The sequence below is a fragment of the Streptomyces sp. NPDC101225 genome (assembly GCF_044767585.1).
In the GTDB taxonomy this organism is placed as follows: Bacteria; Actinomycetota; Actinomycetes; order Streptomycetales; family Streptomycetaceae; genus Streptomyces.
This window is the reverse complement of the sequence record NZ_JBIWOE010000046.1, coordinates 1-19,071: the sequence shown is the minus strand read 5'-3', so window position 1 is coordinate 19,071 and position 19,071 is coordinate 1. Positions and strand designations below refer to the sequence as shown.

The window sequence follows — 19,071 nt, the reverse complement described above, 5'->3', positions numbered from 1 at the left end:
ACGTGCAGGTCACGATGATCGTCAACGGCGAAGAGATCACCCGGGAGATCGAGGGCAGGCTGCTCCTCGTGCACTTCCTGCGCGACCACCTGGGACTGACCGGAACGCACTGGGGCTGCGACACGAGCAACTGCGGCACGTGCGTGGTGTGGCTGGACGGTGAGCCGGTCAAGTCCTGCACCGTGCTGGCCGCGATGGCGGGCGGCCACGAGGTGCGCACCGTCGAGGGACTGGAGCAGGACGGCGAACTCGACCCCGTGCAGCGAGGGTTCGTCGAGTGCCACGGCCTGCAGTGCGGCTTCTGCACCCCCGGCATGATGATGACCGCGCGGGCCCTGCTGGACCGCAACCCCGACCCGTCCGAGCAGGAGATCCGCGAGGCGATCTCGGGGCAGATCTGCCGCTGCACCGGCTACGCCACCATCGTCCGCTCCATCCGGTGGGCGGCGGCCGAGGAGGCCGGCACCCGTACGACGGCCACGGAGGCGAGCGCACCATGACCACGACCGCACCCGACGGCCACCGCACCGCGTTCGTCGACAACGACCTCAAGCCCTGCGGGCACGGGCGGATGCTGCGCAAGGAGGACCCGCGCTTCGTGCGCGGCAAGGGCCACTACGTCGACGACCTGCAGCTGCCCGGCATGCTGCACCTGGCGATCCTGCGCTCGCCGCTCGCCCACGCGCGCGTGCTGTCCGTCGACACCAGCCTCGCCGAGGCGCATCCGAAGGTCCGCCTGGTGGTGACCGGGGCGATGCTCGCGGAGAAGGGCCTGGCCTGGATGCCGACCCTCTCCAACGACGTCCAGGCCGTCCTCGCCACCGACAAGGTGCGCTTCCAGGGCCAGGAGGTCGCCTTCGTCGTCGCCGAGGACCGCTACGCGGCCCGCGACGCCCTGGAGCTGATCGACGTCGAGTACGAGCCCCTCGACCCGGTGATCGACGTCCGTACCGCCCTCGCGCCCGACGCGCCCGTCATCCGCGACGACCTGGAGGGCAAGGCGGACAACCACTGCTTCGACTGGGAGACCGGCGACGCCGCGGAGACCGACGCCGTCTTCGACCGCGCGGACGTCGTGGTCGAGCAGGACATCGTCTATCCGCGCGTGCATCCGGCGCCCATGGAGACGTGCGGCGCGGTCGCCGACTACGACGCCGTCGACGGCAAGCTGACGCTGTGGTCCACCACCCAGGCGCCGCACGCCCACCGCACGCTGTACGCCATCGTCGCGGGGCTGCCGGAGCACAAGATCCGGGTGGTCTCCCCCGACATCGGCGGCGGCTTCGGCAACAAGGTGCCGATCTATCCGGGTTACGTGTGCGCGATCGTGGGCTCCCTGCTCACCGGCAAGCCCGTGAAGTGGGTGGAGGACCGCTCGGAGAACCTCATCACCACCGGGTTCGCCCGCGACTACGTCATGCGCGGCGAGATCGCCGCGACGCGCGAGGGGCGGATCCTCGCCGTCCGCACCCATGTCCTCGCCGACCACGGCGCGTTCAACGGCACCGCCGCACCCGTGAAGTACCCGGCCGGCTTCTTCGGCGTCTTCACCGGCAGCTACGACCTCGAGGCCGCGTACTGCAAGATGACGGCCGTCTACACCAACAAGGCGCCGGGCGGGGTGGCGTACGCCTGCTCGTTCCGCATCACCGAGGCGGTGTACCTGATCGAGCGGATCGTGGACTGCCTGGCCCGCGAACTCGGCATGGATCCGGTGGAGTTGCGGATGAAGAACTTCATCCGGCCCGAGCAGTTCCCGTACCGGACCAGGACCGGCTGGGTGTACGACTCCGGGAACTACGCGCCCACCATGGAGCTGGCGACCCGGCTCGCCGGGTACGCCGAACTCCGTGCCGAGCAGGCGGAGAGGCGGGCCCGGGGTGAACTGATGGGGATCGGGGTGTCGTTCTTCACCGAGGCGGTCGGCGCGGGGCCCCGCAAGGACATGGACATCCTCGGCCTCGGCATGGCGGACGGCTGCGAACTGCGGGTGCACCCCACCGGCAAGGCGGTCGTACGGCTGTCGGTGCAGAGCCAGGGACAGGGTCACGAGACGACGTTCGCGCAGATCGTCGCGGAGGAACTCGGCATCCCTCCGCAGGACATCGAGGTCGTGCACGGCGACACCGACCAGACGCCCTTCGGGCTCGGCACCTACGGCAGCCGCTCCACCCCCGTGTCGGGAGCGGCGGCGGCGCTGGTCGCCCGCAGGGTGCGCGACAAGGCCCGGTTGATCGCCTCCTCGATGCTGGAGGTGTCCGTCGCCGACCTGGAGTGGGAGAAGGGCTCCTTCCAGGTGGCGGGCGACCCGAAGGCGTCGGTGACCATCCAGGAGGTCGCCATGCGCGCGCACGGCGCGGGCGATCTGCCCGAGGGGGTGGAGGGCGGCCTGGAGGCGCAGATCTGCTACAACCCGGAGAACCTCACCTATCCGCACGGTGCCTACATCTGCGTCGTCGACATCGACCCGGGCACCGCGAAGGTCACCGTCCGCCGCTTCGTCGCGGTCGACGACTGCGGCACCCGCATCAACCCGATGATCATCGAGGGCCAGGTGCACGGCGGGCTCACCGACGGCGTCGGGATGGCGCTGATGGAGATGATCGCCTTCGACGAGGACGGCAACTGCCTGAGCGGGTCGCTGATGGACTACCTCATCCCCACCTCCCTGGAGGTCCCGGACTGGGAGACGGGGTTCACCGTCACGCCCTCCCCGCACCATCCCATCGGTGCCAAGGGCGTCGGCGAGTCCGCGACGGTCGGCTCACCGCCCGCGATCGTCAACGCGGTCGTCGACGCGCTGGCGCCCTTCGGTGTCCGGCACGCCGACATGCCGCTCACTCCGTCGCGGGTGTGGGAGGCCATGCAGGGCCGCCCCGCACCGCCGATCTGAAGGTGGTGGCGATGACCGGCACCGTGAGCGCGCGAGCGCTCGAACTCAGCCGCCGGCGGGTGCCGTTCGTGCACGCGCGCGTGGTGCGCGCCCAGGCACCGGCCTCCGCGCACCCCGGCGACGAGGCCATCGTGCACGGCGACGGCACGATCGACGGCTTCGTCGGCGGCCACTGCGCGGAGGGCTCGGTGCGTACGGCGGCGCTGGGCGCCCTGCACGGCGGCGGGCCGCTGCTGCTGCGGGTGCTGCCGGCGGGCGAGGACGCCTTCCCGGAGACACCGGGCGCACAGGTCGTCGTCAACCCCTGCCTGTCGGGCGGTGCGCTGGAGATCTTCCTGGAACCCGTCCTGCCGCCGCCGCTCATCGAGGTCGCCGGGGACACACCGATCGCCGAGGCCTTCCTCGCCCTGGCCGACGTGCTGGGCTACGCCACCGCCCGCTCGCTGCCGGAGAACCGGCCCGCCGAGCACACGGCGGCGGTGATCGTGGCGGGGCAGGGCCACGGCGACGCCGAAGCGGTGCGCGCGGCCCTCGACGCGGGCGTTGCGCACATCGCGCTCGTCGCCAGCCGCCGGCGCGGCTCCGCCCTGCTCGACGAACTCGGCCTCGGCCCGGGGGAAAGGGCCCGCGTCCACTCCCCCGCCGGCCTGGACATCGGCGCCCGCACCGCACCCGAGATCGCGCTGTCGATCCTGGCCGAGGTCGTGGAGGCCGTCCGGGCACGGCCGGTGACCCTCGCGGCGCGACCGGCCGAGGCCGTCGACCCGGTGTGCGGCATGACGGTGACCGTCCAGGCCGAAACACCCCATCTGACCACGGACGACGGCGAGTTGTGGTTCTGCGGCACCGGCTGCCGGGACCGGCACGCCGCGGGACTGGTGGGCTAGGGCGTGAGCGGGCTGTTCATCGACGCGGAGGAGGTGCGCGGGCGCCTGGACACGGTCGGCCACCTGGTCGACGACGGGACCGCGACCGCCCTCTTCCTCGCCACCGTCCTGGACCGGCCGCTCCTGGTGGAGGGCGAGCCCGGCGTCGGCAAGACCAGCCTCGCCAAGGCCCTCGCCCAGGCGCTGGACACCCCGCTGATCCGGCTCCAGTGCTACGAGGGCCTGACACCGGGTGAGGCGCTGTACGAGTGGAACCACCAGCGTCAGCTCCTCGCCATCCGGCTGACCGAGGCGCGCGGCGGACAGCTCGCCGACGCCGACGTGTTCACCGAGGAGTTCCTGCACGACCGGCCCCTGCTGCGGGCGGTGCGGCACGTGGGACCGCTGCCGCCCGTCCTGCTGATCGACGAGATCGACCGGGCGGACGACGAGTTCGAGGCGCTGCTCTTCGAGTTCCTCGGCGAATGGTCCATCACCGTGCCGGAGCTGGGCACGTTCGCCGCCGTACGCCCGCCCGTGGTGCTGCTCACCTCCAACCGCAGCCGCGAGCTGCACGACGCGCTGCGCCGCCGCTGCCTCTACCACTGGATCGACTTCCCCTCCCCCGAGCGCGCCGCGCAGATCCTGCGCCGGTCGGTCCCGGCCGCGTCCGAGCCGCTGATCGCCTCCGCGACGCAGTTCATCGGCGGGGTGCGCCGGCTGGACCTGGACAAGGCGCCCGGGATGGCGGAGGCGATCGACTGGGTCTCCGCGCTGGCGGCTCTGCGCGTCGCCCGGCTGACGCGCGCCGACGTCCTCGGCACGCTCAGCACGGTCGCCAAGAGCCCCGACGACCGTGTCGCCATCACCGAGGCCCTCGACCGGCTCGACCCTTCCGGCCGGCTGCTCGACCCTCCCGAACAGGCGAGGAGACCGTGAGCCTGCTGCCGGCCGTCGACCGGGCCGCGTTCTGCGTCGCGTTCGCCGACCGGCTCAGACGGCACGGGGTGGCGGTGGAGCTCACGGCCACGCAGGACTTCGTCCGGGCGCTCGTGGCCGTCGCGCCCATGTCCCGGACGCAGCTGTACTGGGCGGCCCGGATCACGCTCGTCCGGCGCCGGCCGGACCTGGCGCGGTTCGACGAGGTCTTCGAGGCCGTCTTCGGCGAGGCGCTGCTGTCCGTGGACCCGCACGCCCGGCGCGACGGAGCGCGGTCCGGCCCGCGCGGGGTCGACGCCCGTCCGCCGGCGCCCGGTGAGCCGTACGACGTCTCCGGCGCGTCCGGTGACCGGAGCGGTCTGCCGTGGGCGACCCTGCCGCCCGTCGACGCGGACGCCGGCCACGACGACGACGTGGCGCTGTCCGTGCCGCAGCGTCTGCCCAGCGAACTCGCCGACTGCCTGGACGTGCCGTTCGAGCAACTCGACGCCGTGCAGGCGCAGTTGCTCGGCCAGTGGCTGGAGCGGGGGCTGCGGGAGTGGCCCGTGCGCCGGTCGCGGCGGTACGCGGTGCGGCCCGGCGGCCCCCGGGTGGCGATCCGCGAGACGGCGGCCCGGGCGCGGCGCACCGGCTGGGACCCGGTCCATCTGGTGCGCACCGGACCGGTGCGGCGGCCGCGCCGGGTGGTGGTGCTGTGCGACGTGAGCCGGTCGATGCAGGCGCAGGCCCGGGCGTACCTGCATCTGATGCGGGCGCTGACGCTGACCACCCACGCCGAGGTGTTCGCCTTCGCGACCTCGCTGACCCGGCTGACCACGACGCTGGGCAACCGGTCGACCGAGGCGGCGCTGGAGGAGGCGACGGAGCGGGTCGCGGACCGGTTCGGCGGTACGCGGATCGCGCACTGTCTGTCGGCGCTGCTCGCCTCGCACCACGGCGGCACGGTGCGGGGCGCGGTCGTCCTGATCGGTTCGGACGGCTGGGACGGTGACCCGCCGGAACGGCTGGCCGCGGCCATGGCCCGGCTCCGGCGCCGGGCGCACCTGGTCGTCTGGCTGAACCCGCGCGCCGCGGCCCCGGGCTTCGCCCCCCGTACGACGACCATGGCCGCGGCACTCCCCCATGTGGACCTGCTGCTCCCGGCGGACACCTTCGCGGACCTGCTGCGGGTACCGGGCGAGATCGCACGGCACTCGCGCCGTGACTGAGCCGCCGGGGCCGTCCGCCGTGACCGGCGCCGCCGGGGGCGTCAGCCGAACATGCCGGGCTGGTAGTCGCCGGCGGGCTGCTGGACGATGACGTTGAAACGGTTGTAGAGGTTGATCAGGGCGACGGTGGCCACGAGGGCGGCGAGCTGCTCCTCGTCGAAGTGCTTGGCGGCGTTCTCCCAGACGTCGTCCGGGACGCCCCCGGCCGCGTCCGCGATGCGGGTGCCCTGCTCGGCCAGCTCCAGGGCGGCGCGCTCGGCCTCGGTGAACACCGTGGCCTCCCGCCAGGCGGCGACCATGTGCAGACGCTGCGGGTCCTCGCCCGCGGCCAGGGCGTCCTTGGTGTGCATGTCGGTGCAGAACCCGCAGCCGTTGATCTGACTGGCGCGCAGCTTCACCAGCTCTCCCGTCGCGGCCGGCAGCGTCGAGTCCGACACGACCTTCCCCGCCGCGTTCATGTGCTTGAACAGCTTCCCCGCGATCGGGTTGTCGAAGAGGCTCATGCGAGCTTCCATGGTGCGCTCCTGTATGCCGTTGCCGTTGGGTACACCCCGATGACGGCACGGCCCGGCGGGATGTGACACGCACGGATGTGACCTGCGTCTCCTGGGGCGGGCGGACGGCGCTGCTTTCGCAACGGCCCCTAGCTCCACAAGGTGACGTGGACGGCCGGCCTGAAGCGGCCCGCGGTCACTCCCGCGCCCCGCAGCATGGCCTGGGTGGCGCGGGGCGTGGTGACGAAGCGCCGCAGTTCCGCCGCGGCCGCGGGCGCCTCGCGGTCGTGCAGGGCGAGCAGGTTCCAGGAGCCGCGGGCCGGCAGATGGGGGCCTTCGAGCCGCCGCAGATGCCCGTCGGCCAGATCCCTCGCCACGGCGAAGGACACCGCGAGGGCGATCCCCTTGCCGCGTTTGGCCTCGTCCAGGGCCGCGGCGTGGCTCTGGAAGATGCGCTGGTTGTGCTCGGGGACGCTGAGCCGGCGCAGCACCGAGGGGACCAGGCCCGCGCGGCCCACGGCGGAGGGGCCGAGCAGCCATGTCTGCTCGCGCAGCTCCGCGACGCCCACGCCGCCGGCGGCGAGCGGATGGTCGGGCCCGACGACCGCGATCACCTGGTAGTTGAGGAAGTGGGTGCAGGTCAGGGTGTCGTCGAGGGTGGCCGGACGGGGTCCGACGGCCACGTCCACGGCGCGGTTGACGAGCAGCGCGCCGAACTGTTCCGGGTCGTGCACGCTCAGTTCCACGTCCAGGTCGGCGGCGCGCTGGGCGAACAGCTCGATGAGGCCGGGTGCCGCGTACTCGGCGAAGAGGCCGGAGGCGGCCAGGCGCAGCAGCCGCCGGCCGGAGCCGGCCCGCCGCACCTCCAGGATGGTGCGGTCCTGCAGGCCCAGCATCTCGGTCGCGCGGCTGGCGAGCCTCAGTCCTCCGGGCGTGAACGCCAGACCGTGCGCGGTGCGGGTGAACAGCTTGTCGCCCAGTTCCCGGCGCAGATGCGCGATGTGCGTCGAGACGGCGGCTTCCGTCACGGCGAGGTCGGCCGCGGCCGCCTTCACCGAACCGAGGCGCACGGTGGCTGAGTAGGCCCGCAGCTGTGCCGGGGTCAACGAGAACCTCCCCGCTCTCCACGGGTGTACATCACCTGTGACCTGCACCTCAAATTAGCGCACCAGTTCCCCGAGAGCCACTGGCGCGAGTGACGTGCGGGGCTCAAGTGACGCACGGTGCAGGACCGATCAGACTTGGTCCAGCAGGCCCGCGGCGAGCGTGGCGCCCAGTTCCCAGCAGGCCTCCAGACCGGCCTTGGCGGGCTCCCCCGTCACGGTGACGGGCTGGGCGGCGGTCTTCCAGCCGAGGCCGGTCGTGATCGTCCCGATCCCCCGCAGCGCGCCCGCCACGTCGCTCCCGCCGTGCACGTAGCAGCCGAAGGGCCTGCCCCGGGTCGCGTCCAGGCACGGGTAGTAGATCTGGTCGAAGAAGTGCTTCAGCGCCCCGGACATGTAGCCGATGTTGGCCGGCGTGCCGAGCACGTAGGCGTCGGCGGCGAGCACGTCGGACGCCGTGGCCGCGAGGGCCGGCCGCCGCACGACCTCCACGCCCTCGATCTCGGGCGCGGTCGCGCCGGCGACGACGGCCTCCAGCATGGCCTGGCAGTTCGGCGAGGGCGTGTGGTGCACGATCAGCAAGGTGGGCACGCCTGGCACCCTAGTGCGCCGGATGCGACGCGTGCGCGGATCGTGCGCCGATTCAGAAACGGCACCGCTGAATCCGATGAAAAGCACTTGTTGGACTTCAGAATCACGCGCGAGCACAGTAAGGCGCATGACCCACCTCGCACATCCCGAGCGCTACCACGGCACCATGCGCTACCGGCGGACCGGCCGTTCCGGTCTGGACCTCCCCCTGCTCTCCCTCGGCTACTGGCACAACTTCGGGGACGGCACGCCGTTCGAGACGCAGCGCGAGATCGCCCTGCGCGCCTTCGACCTCGGGATCACCCATCACGACCTGGCGAACAACTACGGCCCGCCCTACGGCTCCGCCGAGATCAACTTCGGCCGGCTGATGCGGCAGGACCTCGGGCCCTACCGCGACGAGCTGGTGATCTCCACGAAGGCCGGCTGGGACATGTGGCCCGGCCCGTACGGCCAGGGCGGCGGTTCGCGCAAGTACATGCTCGCCTCGCTGGACCAGTCGCTGCGCCGCATGGGCCTGGAGCACGTCGACATCTTCTACTCCCACCGCCTCGACGCGACGACTCCGCTGGAGGAGACGATGGGCGCGCTGGACACGGCGGTGCGCCAGGGCAAGGCCCTCTACGTCGGCATCTCCTCCTACGACGCCGCCCGCAGCCGCGAGGCGGTGGCGATCCTGCGCGATCTGGGCACCCCGCTCCTCATCCACCAGCCGTCGTACAGCATGCTCAACCGCTGGATCGAGACGGAGGGTCTGCTGGACGCGGCCCAGGAGGAGGGCTTCGGGGTCATCGGCTTCACGGCGCTGGCCCAGGGGCTGCTGACCGGGCGCTACCTGAACGGTGTGCCGGAGGGCTCGCGGGCCGCGGCGGGCACGTCGTTCGACACCTCCTGGCTGTCCGAGGACATGCTGGACAGGCTCCGCGCGCTGAACGGGATCGCCGCCCGGCGCGGGCAGAGCCTCGCCCAGATGGCTCTGGCCTGGGCGCTGCGCGACGAGCGCGTCACCTCGCTGGTGATCGGCGCCTCGCGCACGGAGCAGCTCGAACAGAACGTCGCCGCGCTGGAGAACCTCGACTTCAGCGCCGAGGAGCTGGCCGAGATCGACAAGTACGCCGCCGACGGCGGTGTCGACCTGTGGCGGGACGCCCGGCTGGGCAACCTCGGCTGACGCCGGGCCGGGCGCTCAGCACAGCACGCGCAGCGCCCCCGGCAGCACTCTGGCCGTGACGGGCAGGACGGCCTCGACCTCGCCGTCGGCGCCGTAGGGCACGTCACGGTCGGCGGACATGCGCAGCTCCCTGCCGCGCAGGACGCGCACCTGCGGCCGGTCGACGTGCCGGCCCGTCTTCAGCTCGTTCATCAGGGCGAAGAAGAGCCGCCGGGGCGCCTCGCTGATCATCACGATGTCCAGCAGGCCGTCGTCCACGCGGGCGTCCGGCGCGATGAGCCGGCCGGAGCCGTAGTAGCCGGAGTTGGCGGCCACCACCGTGTAGCCGGTGTGCAGATGCTCCTCGCCGTCGACGGTGATCCGGTAGCGGGCCGGCCGCCAGGTGGTGACGGCGCGCAGCCCGCCGGCGTAGTAGGAGGCCGCACCGCGCAGCAGCCTCGCGTGGTTGGCGTGGCGGTTGGCGAGGGCGTCGACGCCGGCGTAGACGCTGCCGAGGACGACGGTGCGGTCGTGGGTGGCCGACTCGACCTCGATGGTGTCGACCGCGCGGGCCTCGTGGTGGAGCAGTACCTCGGCCAGCGCCGCCGGCTCGGCGGGCAGTCCGAGGGCGCGGGCGAAGTCGTTGCCGCGGCCGGCGGGGACCAGCCCGAGCACGGCGCCGGTGCCGCTGAGGGCGCCGCCGATGCCGCCCGCGATGCCGTCCCCGCCGACGGCGAGCACGACGCGGCCTTGCTCGCCGGCCTGCCGGGCGAGTTCCTGGGCGTGGGCCAGGCTGCGGCTGTACTCGGTCTGCAGCTCGGCCCCCGCCTCACGCAGCAGCCGCGCCACGGCGAGCAGCGCGGCGGCCGAACTCGACCCGCCCGCGGTGGGGTTGACGACGGCGGTGAACTGTCGCATCGGTGTGCCTCCGGGGCGGACGTGCCGGTTCTGCGGGACGGGGGTGCGGGGTCGTCGGGGCGGCGGACGTGATGTCCGTCAGCCGTCGAGGGGCAGCAGGACGCCGGGGCTGAGCACGCCGTCCGGGTCCAGGATGCGCTTGACGGCGCGCAGCGCGTCGACGGCCAGCGGTCCGGCCTCCCGGACGTACCAGTCCCGGTGGTCGGTGCCCACGGCGTGGTGGTGCGTGATGGTGCCGCCGGCGGCGAGGATGGCGTCGTTGGCGGCGTGCTTGGCCCGCGTCCAGTGCGCCACGGGGTCCTCGCCCTGCGCCGAGACCACCGTGAAGTAGAGCGAGGCGCCGTTCTCGTAGACGTGCGAGATGTGGCACATGACCAGGGGCGGCGTACCGGCCTCGGTGAGGGTGGCGGTGAGCGCGTCGCGTACGGCGGCGTAGAGCCCGGGGACGCCGGACCAGAAGGTCGCCGTCTCCAGGGTCTCGGCGAAGGCGCCCGCGTCGAGCAGGGCGTCACGCAGGTAGGGGGCCGCGTAGCGGCCGTGCGCCCAGCGTTCGCCGGGCTCCGCCCCCAGGGGCGTGCCGCCGCACTCGCGCAGCACGGCGGCGGCGTGCTCCCGGCGGTGGGCGGTGTCCTCCTCCGTGCCCTCGTAACCGGCGACGGCCGTGCACCCGGCGGCGGCCGGGGCGCCGGAGGCGCCGATGGCCTCCGGCTGGGCGAGGCCGATCAGGGTCTCGGTCTCGTCGGACAGGCGCAGCACCGTCGGGCGCGGGCCGTCCTGGGCGAGCCGGCGCAGCGCCGCCGTCCCCTCCTCGAAGGAGGCGAACGACCAGCCCTCGTAGATCCGCGTCGCGGGGACGGGGCGGACGCGGAGCGTGACGGACGTGATGACGCCGAACGCGCCCTCGGAGCCGAGCAGGAGCTGGCGCAGGTCGGGGCCGGCGGCCGAGCGCGGGGCGCGGCCCGTGTCGATGGTGCCCTCGGGGGTGGCGAGGGTGAGGCCGAGCACCATCTCGTCGAAGCGGCCGTAGCCGGCGGAGGCCTGGCCGCTGGAGCGGGTGGCGGCGAAGCCGCCGATGGTGGCCCACTCGTACGACTGCGGGAAGTGGCCCAGAGTGAAGCCATGTTCGGCGAGCAGCGCCTCGGCCTGCGGGCCGCGCAGGCCCGGCTGGAGGGTGGCCGTGCGTGAGACCGGGTCGAGGGCGAGCAGGCCGTCCATGCGCCGCAGGTCCAGGGTGACGAAGGGGCCGCGCCGGCCGGGCGCGAGCCCGCCGACCACGGAGGTGCCGCCGCCGAACGGGACCACGGCGAGTCCGTGCCGGGCGCAGACGCGCAGCACGGCGAGGACCTCGTCGTGGCCGGCCGGGAGCAGCACGGCGGCCGGGGCGTCGACGGTGTCGCCCTCCCGGATGCGCAGCAGGTCGGGCGTGGACTTGCCGCGCGTGTGCCGGACCCGCGTCTCCGCGTCGGTGCGCACGTACTCCTCGCCCCCGACGGCGGCAGCGAGCGCCTGGTGGGCGGCGAGTCCCAGCTGCCCTTCCGGTACGTCGATGTCGGCGAGGCCGACCGGTTCGGTGCTGCGCGGCCGCACGCCGAGCAGATCGCGCAACAGCCCGATCACCGTGTCCGGCAGCGGTGCCGCCTTGGCCGGGTCGCCCCAGCCGCTCCACAGCATGTCCATGACTGTCGTCCTCACCGGTCGGTACGAGCGCTTGCGTCCTCCTCTCGACGCCCGGGGGCGTCGAGGCGTTACACTGTGACACATGACGCCTATTCGTCACAACAGGTCGGACGGCGACGCGGTGCTCGACGCGGTGCGGGACTGCGTCCTGGCCGTCGGGGTCCGTCGCACGACGCTCACCGACGTGGCCCGCCGCGCCGGGGTCTCCCGGATGACGCTGTACCGGCGCTGGCCCGATGTGCGCACCCTCGTCGGCGACCTGATGACCCGGGAGTGGGTCGACGTGGCCACCCGGGCGATCCCCGGGCGCAGGCCGGAGGCGCACGCGCGCGGGCTGCTCGTGGACGGGCTGGTGGCAGGCGTGGAGTCCTTCCGCGCCCACCCCCTCTTCCGCAAGATCGTCGACGTCGACCCCGAACTGCTGCTGCCCTACGTGCTGGACCGGCGCGGGGCGAGCCAGAACGCCCTGCTGGAGCTGCTGGCCGACGGCCTCAAGGAAGGACACGCCGACGGGTCGGTCCGGGTCGACCATCTCGAGCGCCAGGCGCGCTCGCTGCTGCTGATCGTCCAGTCCTTCACCCTGTCCCTGCGGACCATGACCGACGAGGACGACACGGAGCTGTCCTCCGCCGCCTTCCTCACGGAGCTGCGCTCCATCCTCGAGAGGACCCTCACGCCATGAGCCTGCGCCCCGCCCCCGACGCGTCCCTGTCCGCCGACCGGCGCTCGCGCGAACTCACCGACACCGTCGGCGGTCCCGCGGTGGACGTGCTCGTCGTCGGGCTCGGCGCCACCGGCGCCGGGGCCGCCCTGGACGCGGCCGCCCGCGGACTGAGCGTCGCCGCCGTCGACGCCCACGACCTGGCCTTCGGCACCTCCCGCTGGAGCAGCAAGCTCATCCACGGCGGGCTGCGCTATCTCGCCGCCGGCCAGTTCGACGTCGCGCACGAGAGCGCCGTGGAGCGGGGGGCGCTGATGGAGCGCACGGCGCCTCACCTGGTCCGCGCGCAGCCGTTCGTCCTGCCGCTCACCCCGCTCGTGTCCCGGGGCCAGGCGGCGCTCGCCTGGGCGGGATTCCACGCCGGGGACGCCCTGCGCCTCGCGGCCCGCACCGCCCGGGCCACGCTGCCGCAGCCGCGCCGGCTGTCCGCGGTGGAGACCCGCCGCCTCGCCCCGGCCCTGCGCGCCGACGGCCTGCGCGGCGGCCTGCTGTCCTGGGACGGCCGGCTGGTCGACGACGCCCGGCTGGTGACCGCCCTCGCCCGCACCGCGGCCGCGCACGGCGCGCGCGTCCTGACCCGGGTACGCGCGCTCGAACTCACCGGCTCCGGCGCCCGCGTCCGTGACGAACTCACCGGCGAGGAGGGCGAGATCAGGGCCCGCGCCGTGATCAACGCATCCGGCGTCTGGGCGGGCGGCCTGGTGGACGGCATCCGCATCCGCCCCTCCCGCGGCACCCACCTGATCCTGCGCGAGCAGGACCTCGGCCCGCTGCCGGCCGGCCTGCACATCCCCGTCCCCGGCGAGACCAACCGCTTCGTCCTGGTCCTGCCCCAGGGCGACGGCCGCGTCTACGTCGGCCTCACCGACGAACCCGTGGAGGGCGACATCCCCGACGTCCCCGAGGTGCCGGAGACGGACATCGGCTTCCTGCTCGACGTCCTCGGCTCGGTGCTGAACCTCCCGGTCCGGCGGGCGGACGTCGTCGGGGCCTTCGCGGGGCTGCGGCCGCTGCTGGACACCTCGCCCGAGGGCCACCACGACAGCGCGGCGAGGACCTCCGACATCTCCCGGCGGCACGCCGTGCTCACCTCGTCCGAAGGCGTGATCACGGTGGTGGGCGGCAAGCTCACCACGTACCGGCGGATGGCCGAGGACGCGGTGGACGCCGCCGTCGCGGGCCGCGGTCTCGGCGCCGGCCCCTCCCCGACGGCGCACCTCCCCCTGGTCGGCGCCGCGTCCCGCGAGGCCCTCGACGCACTGCGGGCACCGCGCCACCTGGTACGGCGCTACGGCACCGAGGCGCCGGCCGTCCTCGCGCTCGGCCGGGGCGACGCCCGGCTCGGCGAGCGGGTGCTGCCCGGGCACCCCGTCACCGGGGCGGAACTGGTGTGGGCGGTGCGCCACGAGGGAGCCCTCGACGAGGCCGACGTGCTCGATCGCCGTACCCGGATCGGTGTGGTCCCGGCGGATCGCGCGGCGGCGCTGGAAGCCGTGCGCAACCTGGTCGGGGAGGGCCTGGCCCGGCGGGGCTGACCCACCCGGGCCTGGGCGGCACCGGCTCGACGCGCATATGACGACATAGACATCTATGCTCCATTTGCGTGACTCATCTATTCGACGAGCTGGTGGAGAAGCAGCGCGCGGCCGACCAGGCGCACAGCCGGGTCGAGGAGCTGCGCCACTCGTTCGGCCCGCCGACCCAGCAGGGCGGCTGGAGCGGACGGCAGACGCACACGTACGAGACCGCGTGGCGCGCCTGGCGGGATCTGGCCCGCGAGGCGCAGTCCTCGGTCACCGAGTACGCGAAGGAGTCGGGGAAGCCGCGCACCGAGATCGAGGCGGACGTCCAGCGCAGGGCGAGCCGGTCCCGCCGGTAGAGCGGCTCGCGCACGTCGGGCGCTCAGGCCGGCAGCGCCTCGATCACCGAGATCGGCGACGGGTGCGGCAGGCGCCGCACCTCTGCCACCCGGAAGCCGGCGCGCCCGCACAGCGACCGGTACTCGGCCTCGGTGCGCTCGCGGCCGCTCACGTTCGCCAGCATGTGCAGGTCGCCGATGTACATCACCGGCGGCACCGAACCGTCGACGGTCTCCGGCATCACCACTTCGATGATCAGCAGCCGTCCCTCGCGCGGCAGCGCGGCCCTGACGTTGGCGAGGATCGTGGCGGCCCGATCGTCGTCCCAGTCCTTGACGACGCCCTTGAGCAGGCAGACGTCCGACCCGGCGGGCACGGAGACCAGGAAGTCACCGGTGACGACCTCGCAGCGCCCGGCGACGCCGGCGGCGTCCAGGAGCGGACCCGCCTCGGCGGCTCCCCGGGGAGTCTCGAACAGCACGCCGCGCAGGTGCGGGTGAGCCGTCAGGAGCGCCGCGAGCAACGTCCCGTCGCCGCCGCCGACGTCGGTGACCGAGGCGGCGCCCGCGAGACCGAGCTCGCCCTTCAGGATCTGGGCCGTCGCCCCCGTGCCCTGGCGCATCGCCGCGTTGAACGCCCGTGACAGCTCGGGGTGGGCCGCGAGGTGACCGAAGAAGTCGGTCCCGTACAGCTCGTCGAAGGCGGCACGCCCGGTGCGGACGCTGTCGTCGAGATGGCTCCAGGCACCCACCGTCGTCCGGTCCGTGAACATCGCGACGAAGGCCGCGACCGAGTCCGGGTGGTCGGTGCGCAGCAGCGCGCCCCGGGGGGTCAGGGCGAACACGCCGGGACGCACCTCGGCCGCCAGACCCGACCCGGCCAACGCGCGCAGAAGGCGTCGGGTGGCGTCCGGATCCGTGCCGAGACCGGCGGCCACGTCGGCGGCGTCCCGCTCCTGGTCGCCCAGCCGGTCGGCGACGCCGAGTCGTACCGCCGCCCCGAGGGTCTGGGCCTCCATGTGTCCGAAGACCGTGGACATGATCGCGTCGCGGTCCTGCGGCATCGGCTCGGTCATCGCGTCCTCCGCGGTCGGCTGCGGACACCCGTTCCGTGGTCCGTGCCGCGGTCCCCCGCCGGACTCCGGAACGACGGGGGCGCCCGGACCGCGGGCCGGTCCGGGCGCCCTCCGGGCGTCGCTCCTAGGCGCGCCGCCGCGTGCGGGTCAGCAGGAACAGACCACCGAGCAGCAGGACCGCGCCGGCCGCGGCGGGCCACAGTGTCGTGCCGGTCTCCGCGAGGTCGCCGCCCTGCGGTTCGGTCTGGTCGCCGACGACGGACGTGTTGCCACCGGTGCCCTGGGCCTGGACGGAACCGTTGCCGCCCGTGCCCTGGTCCTGGACGGAACCGTCACCGTTGTCGCCGCCGTTCCCCGACCCGCCCTGCTCCGCGCCGGCCGCGGCGCTCCTGGAGGCCTTGGCCGACACGTAGACCTTGGGTTCCGTCGTGCTGGACATCGTGGGGTCGCCGTCCGACTGCTGCCGCGTCTGCGTCGCCGTGGGCTGTGCCGTCCGGCCTTGGTACCCGCCGTTGCCGCCCTTGCCGGACCCGGCGTTGCCCTGGTCGTCGCCGGCGGGCGGCGTGGTCGGCTCCTCGGTCGGCTGAGCGGTCGGCTCCTGAGTGGGCTGATCCGTGGGCTTCTCGCTCGGCCGGTCCGTCGGCTGTCCGGACGGCTGCTGGGTGGCCCCGCCGTTCGAACCCGTCCCGTCGCCGTTGCCCGCGCCACAGTCACGGCCGCTGTTGATGCAGTCGGCGATCTTGCCGGCCAGACCGCCGGTCGTGATGCTGACGAAGTCGTCGTGGTCGGTGGCCGCCTTGTGCAGCTGCTCCGGGAAGCCGTCGACCGCGTACGGGTTCTTGACCTGGCCGTTGGCGATGGTCGGCGTCGGGACGTCGTAGACCAGGCGCATCGTCAGCTGCGGGATCGCCTTGAAGCCGTTCGGGCAGGCACCGCTCGCCGGGTCCGCGAAGGCCACGTGCGTGCGGTGGTTGGCGCTGTCGATGTTCCGGCCGTCCCAGCAGCTCTGGAAGGCGAACGTACGGACCACCTTGCTGCCCTGCGGACACAGCGGGTACTGCTCCGTGAGCTGGACCTTGTCCTCGAAGCCGGTGCAGCTCCAGTGCGCGTTGGCGTTCGCCAGACCGTTGGTGGTGGTCTTGGCGTCACCGGTGATGATGCGCAGGAACTGAGGTATCGCCACGACCTTGCTGGTCGGGTTGCCGACGTACCTGATCTGGGCCTGCTGGGCGGTCAGGATCTTGCCGACGTTCCCTTCCTTGCCGCCGCCGTCCTTGTTCTGGTCGAACTCCTGCGTGCCGTCCTGCAGTCGCAGCACCGGCCAGTAGTAGGCCGACAGGTCGCTCTTGTTCTGACAACTGGTCCCGCCCTGCAGGAAGTTGTCGTTGCTGGAGAACGCGTTGATCTTCTGGTTGCCGACGTAGTCGTGCGTGTGGTGCGCGCCGTTGTTCACGCCGGGTGCCACGATCACGTTGTCGGTGTTGAAGATCCTGTTGGCGTTCACTCCGCATTCGGTGGTGAACGAACCGGTCGAGGCCCGGCCGCCGTTCCGCGGTGTGCCCTGGACGTTCGCGCCGACCTTCGTGATGTCCACGAAGTCGGCCGCGACCGGACCGTTGCCGGCCTGACCGCCGTTGCCCTGCTGCTGGCCGCCGTTCTGCTGCCCGCCCTGGTCCTGCTGCCCGGCCTGGTCCTGCTGCCCGCCGCTCTGGGCGGCGCCCGCGTCCTGGCCGGCGTTCTGGTTGTTCCAGGTGCGCATCGAGCAGCCGGCCATCGCGTCGAGGCCGTCGGGACGCTGCCCGGCCTGGTCCATGGCGTTGCCGATGCGGTCGAGCGTCTCGCCCCGCTTCTCCTTCAGCGGCTTCATGATGTGGTCGTCGGTGTAGCCGCTGTCCTGGCGCTGCTCCGGCGTCGCCGCCTGCAGTTGCTGGTACGCCTCTGCCACCTGCTGGTCCAGTGAGGCGAGTTCCTTGTCGACGTCCCCGCGCGCCTGGTCCGGAACCTCCGTCAACTTGCTTCCGACGTCCGGGCAGTCGATCGTGCCGGCCGCGGCACTGCGCGTCTGCGCGTCCGTGCCCGAGCTGCCTTCCGTCGCCGAGGCGTAGACGTTGGCCGCCACCAGGCCGCCTCCACCCAGCATCAGCGCGAATGCCGCAAAGGTTGCGCGGCGCGGGCCTGTCGGGCGTCTGCGCGTATTGCGTCCCACGAGAAATCTCCTACGGATCACGGCGGTCAGGCATGAAAATCCCTCGCTCCATACGGACGTGGGCCCGCACGTGTTCAACCGCCCCACGGATTCATGGAGACCTCATACGAATTCATAGGAACCTCCCAGTAAGCGCGTGCGGGCGCACACCCCGCGCCGGCCGCCGGGCGGTCACGCCTCCAGCCAGAACCCGGTCCGGTCCAGCCACAGTTCGAGCAGGTCCTTGTCACCGTGGATCTCGACGCCCTCCGCCGGCCGCCGGTAGAGGAACAGCAGAAGGTCCGTCACCGGCCCCCGCACCGTCACCGCGGCCTCGCCCGGTTGCGTGCGCCAGGCCGGCCGGTCGGTGGCGAGGTCGACGAACCACCCGCCGGTTCCGGGGGCTTCGAAGTGGAGGGTGCGGCCGGGGCCGAGGAGCGCGGGGCCCTCCGGGGGCGGCTCGTACGCCTCGGGGACCGTGGAGAAGTCCAGCCACTCCTCCACCGCGTCGAGCGCGAGTTCGGCATCCAGGGTGAACGGCGCGCCGGTCGCGAGCGCCGCGTCCGCGCGGTGCACGGCGGTCTCATGGGTCATCCTGCGCGCCCAGAACAACGCCGTGGAGCGCTCGTGGGCAGGCGTCCAGACCCGCATGCCGGGCCCGGCGGCGCGCAGGGTGGCACTGAGCCGCGCGGCGCCCTCGCCGAGCCAGCCGACCAGCGCGTCACCGTTCACGTGGGCGTAGACGGACGGGTCGTCGACGGGGTCGCCGGAGACGGGTCCGGCCGCGCGCTCGCGGACGATCTCCTCCGCCCACCGGTGGTCTCCCCCGACGTGCCGCAGCAGGCGGGCGACGTCCCAGCCCGGGCAGGTGGGTACCGGGGTGGCCGGGTCCACGCCCCGGATCTGCCGACCGAGCAGGCCGGTCTGGTCGACGATCGCGTGACGGTAGTCGTCGAAGGTCAATGAGGTCACGCGCTCATCCTGTCAGCCGGATCCACCGGCGCCTTCAAGAGATGCATGCCTCAACTCCGTATGTCCGATGCCTGCTTCATCTCTTGACGTGTTTGGTTCAGACCTTTAGGTTCCCGGACACGCAGCTTCACAGGCACGCCCAAGGTTCACACACATGAACAGTCTGGGAGTGCATCCCCCACCGTCCGCTGCTGCCGAAAGGCGTGACCCCCACAGATGAACACCCACCCCCGCACCCGGGCCGCCGCGTTGGGCGGCGGCCTCGCCACGGCCCTGCTCGCCGGCTCCGCCACCACCATGACCGCCTCCCCCGCCGAGGCCGCCGCGTCCGCGCCGATGGCGGTGGCGCCGTACCTCTACAACGGCTGGGGCGACCCGCCGAGCCCCACCACGATCACCGACGCCACCGGCGTGAAGTGG

17 protein-coding genes and 1 pseudogene are annotated in these 19,071 nt (G+C 73.1%); 10 read left to right on the top strand and 8 right to left on the bottom strand.

Features of this window, described 5'->3' with window-relative positions; genetic code table 11:
- Positions 1 to 14 precede the first annotated feature (14 nt).
- From ACIRPX_RS38995 to ACIRPX_RS38975, 5 genes are read left to right on the top strand one after another with little or no spacing between them, the layout of a single operon-like run.
- On the top strand, positions 15 to 500 hold the full coding sequence (locus ACIRPX_RS38995; protein ID WP_404204412.1) for a (2Fe-2S)-binding protein: 486 nt from the start codon (positions 15 to 17) through the stop codon (positions 498 to 500).
- A complete protein-coding gene (locus ACIRPX_RS38990) occupies positions 497 to 2,893 on the top strand; it encodes an aerobic carbon-monoxide dehydrogenase large subunit (protein WP_404204328.1) in 2,397 nt (798 codons plus the stop codon). The genes ACIRPX_RS38995 and ACIRPX_RS38990 overlap by 4 nt, the downstream gene beginning before the upstream one ends.
- Positions 2,894 to 2,904: 11 nt before the next feature.
- Entirely contained in the window at positions 2,905 to 3,780 is an 876-nt protein-coding gene (locus ACIRPX_RS38985) for an XdhC family protein (RefSeq protein WP_404204326.1), read from the top strand.
- Between the two features lie 3 nt (positions 3,781 to 3,783).
- A complete protein-coding gene (locus tag ACIRPX_RS38980; protein ID WP_404204324.1) occupies positions 3,784 to 4,698 on the top strand; it encodes an AAA family ATPase in 915 nt (304 codons plus the stop codon).
- Positions 4,695 to 5,906: a VWA domain-containing protein gene (locus ACIRPX_RS38975; RefSeq protein WP_404204323.1), complete on the top strand. Its 1,212-nt coding sequence runs from the start codon at positions 4,695 to 4,697 to the stop codon at positions 5,904 to 5,906. The genes ACIRPX_RS38980 and ACIRPX_RS38975 overlap by 4 nt, the downstream gene beginning before the upstream one ends.
- 41 nt (positions 5,907 to 5,947) lie before the next feature.
- Here ACIRPX_RS38975 and ACIRPX_RS38970 read toward each other — a convergent pair whose 3' ends face one another.
- The 3 genes from ACIRPX_RS38970 to ACIRPX_RS38960 form a co-directional block, all read right to left on the bottom strand.
- Positions 5,948 to 6,421 (bottom strand): carboxymuconolactone decarboxylase family protein, encoded by a 474-nt coding sequence (locus ACIRPX_RS38970; RefSeq protein ID WP_404204321.1) that lies wholly within the window; start codon positions 6,419 to 6,421, stop codon positions 5,948 to 5,950.
- 128 nt (positions 6,422 to 6,549) lie between these two features.
- Positions 6,550 to 7,506: a LysR family transcriptional regulator gene (locus tag ACIRPX_RS38965; protein ID WP_404204320.1), complete on the bottom strand. Its 957-nt coding sequence runs from the start codon at positions 7,504 to 7,506 to the stop codon at positions 6,550 to 6,552.
- A gap of 129 nt (positions 7,507 to 7,635) precedes the next feature.
- Complete coding sequence (locus ACIRPX_RS38960) at positions 7,636 to 8,094, bottom strand: flavodoxin family protein (protein WP_404204318.1); 459 nt, start codon at positions 8,092 to 8,094, stop codon at positions 7,636 to 7,638.
- A gap of 127 nt (positions 8,095 to 8,221) precedes the next feature.
- Here ACIRPX_RS38960 and mgrA point away from each other — a divergent pair, with 127 nt between their 5' ends.
- Positions 8,222 to 9,265, top strand: a complete 1,044-nt coding sequence (gene mgrA, locus ACIRPX_RS38955; protein WP_404204316.1) for an L-glyceraldehyde 3-phosphate reductase — start codon at positions 8,222 to 8,224, stop codon at positions 9,263 to 9,265.
- Positions 9,266 to 9,280: 15 nt separating this feature from the next.
- Here mgrA and ACIRPX_RS38950 read toward each other — a convergent pair whose 3' ends face one another.
- Together ACIRPX_RS38950 and ACIRPX_RS38945 are read right to left on the bottom strand one after the other, a co-directional pair.
- Positions 9,281 to 10,162: a YegS/Rv2252/BmrU family lipid kinase gene (locus ACIRPX_RS38950; protein WP_404204314.1), complete on the bottom strand. Its 882-nt coding sequence runs from the start codon at positions 10,160 to 10,162 to the stop codon at positions 9,281 to 9,283.
- Positions 10,163 to 10,240: 78 nt separating this feature from the next.
- Positions 10,241 to 11,839: an FAD-binding oxidoreductase gene (locus ACIRPX_RS38945; protein ID WP_404204312.1), complete on the bottom strand. Its 1,599-nt coding sequence runs from the start codon at positions 11,837 to 11,839 to the stop codon at positions 10,241 to 10,243.
- Between the two features lie 82 nt (positions 11,840 to 11,921).
- Here ACIRPX_RS38945 and ACIRPX_RS38940 point away from each other — a divergent pair, with 82 nt between their 5' ends.
- From ACIRPX_RS38940 to ACIRPX_RS38930, 3 genes are all read left to right on the top strand, one after another.
- Positions 11,922 to 12,521: a TetR/AcrR family transcriptional regulator gene (locus ACIRPX_RS38940; protein ID WP_404204310.1), complete on the top strand. Its 600-nt coding sequence runs from the start codon at positions 11,922 to 11,924 to the stop codon at positions 12,519 to 12,521.
- Entirely contained in the window at positions 12,518 to 14,095 is a 1,578-nt protein-coding gene (locus ACIRPX_RS38935) for a glycerol-3-phosphate dehydrogenase/oxidase (RefSeq protein ID WP_404204308.1), read from the top strand. The genes ACIRPX_RS38940 and ACIRPX_RS38935 overlap by 4 nt, the downstream gene beginning before the upstream one ends.
- 68 nt (positions 14,096 to 14,163) lie before the next feature.
- On the top strand, positions 14,164 to 14,439 hold the full coding sequence (locus ACIRPX_RS38930; protein ID WP_404204306.1) for a hypothetical protein: 276 nt from the start codon (positions 14,164 to 14,166) through the stop codon (positions 14,437 to 14,439).
- 23 nt (positions 14,440 to 14,462) lie between these two features.
- Here the strand turns inward: ACIRPX_RS38930 and ACIRPX_RS38925 are convergent, their stop codons facing one another.
- The 3 genes from ACIRPX_RS38925 to ACIRPX_RS38915 all read right to left on the bottom strand — a co-directional run bounded on the left by ACIRPX_RS38925 (position 14,463) and on the right by ACIRPX_RS38915 (position 18,651).
- On the bottom strand, positions 14,463 to 15,494 hold the full coding sequence (locus ACIRPX_RS38925) for a methyltransferase (protein ID WP_404204305.1): 1,032 nt from the start codon (positions 15,492 to 15,494) through the stop codon (positions 14,463 to 14,465).
- A 124-nt stretch (positions 15,495 to 15,618) separates the two neighbouring features.
- The gene (locus ACIRPX_RS38920) at positions 15,619 to 17,700 is read right to left on the bottom strand and encodes a DUF1996 domain-containing protein (RefSeq protein WP_404204304.1); all 2,082 of its coding nucleotides are present in this window, start codon (positions 17,698 to 17,700) and stop codon (positions 15,619 to 15,621) included.
- A 171-nt stretch (positions 17,701 to 17,871) separates the two neighbouring features.
- Positions 17,872 to 18,651, bottom strand: a complete 780-nt coding sequence (locus tag ACIRPX_RS38915; RefSeq protein WP_404204302.1) for a maleylpyruvate isomerase family mycothiol-dependent enzyme — start codon at positions 18,649 to 18,651, stop codon at positions 17,872 to 17,874.
- A gap of 216 nt (positions 18,652 to 18,867) precedes the next feature.
- Here ACIRPX_RS38915 and ACIRPX_RS38910 point away from each other — a divergent pair.
- Positions 18,868 to 19,071, top strand: a pseudogene (locus ACIRPX_RS38910) (chitinase); the annotation flags it as partial.

Coding starts and splice junctions, on each gene's coding strand:
- ACIRPX_RS38995 (WP_404204412.1), top strand. CDS start 15: ATGATCGTCAACGGCGAAGAGATCACCCGGGAGATCGAGGGCAGGCTG.
- ACIRPX_RS38990 (WP_404204328.1), top strand. CDS start 497: ATGACCACGACCGCACCCGACGGCCACCGCACCGCGTTCGTCGACAAC.
- ACIRPX_RS38985 (WP_404204326.1), top strand. CDS start 2,905: ATGACCGGCACCGTGAGCGCGCGAGCGCTCGAACTCAGCCGCCGGCGG.
- ACIRPX_RS38970 (WP_404204321.1), bottom strand. CDS start 6,421: ATGGAAGCTCGCATGAGCCTCTTCGACAACCCGATCGCGGGGAAGCTG.
- mgrA (WP_404204316.1), top strand. CDS start 8,222: ATGACCCACCTCGCACATCCCGAGCGCTACCACGGCACCATGCGCTAC.
- ACIRPX_RS38950 (WP_404204314.1), bottom strand. CDS start 10,162: ATGCGACAGTTCACCGCCGTCGTCAACCCCACCGCGGGCGGGTCGAGT.
- ACIRPX_RS38945 (WP_404204312.1), bottom strand. CDS start 11,839: ATGGACATGCTGTGGAGCGGCTGGGGCGACCCGGCCAAGGCGGCACCG.
- ACIRPX_RS38940 (WP_404204310.1), top strand. CDS start 11,922: ATGACGCCTATTCGTCACAACAGGTCGGACGGCGACGCGGTGCTCGAC.
- ACIRPX_RS38935 (WP_404204308.1), top strand. CDS start 12,518: ATGAGCCTGCGCCCCGCCCCCGACGCGTCCCTGTCCGCCGACCGGCGC.
- ACIRPX_RS38925 (WP_404204305.1), bottom strand. CDS start 15,494: ATGACCGAGCCGATGCCGCAGGACCGCGACGCGATCATGTCCACGGTC.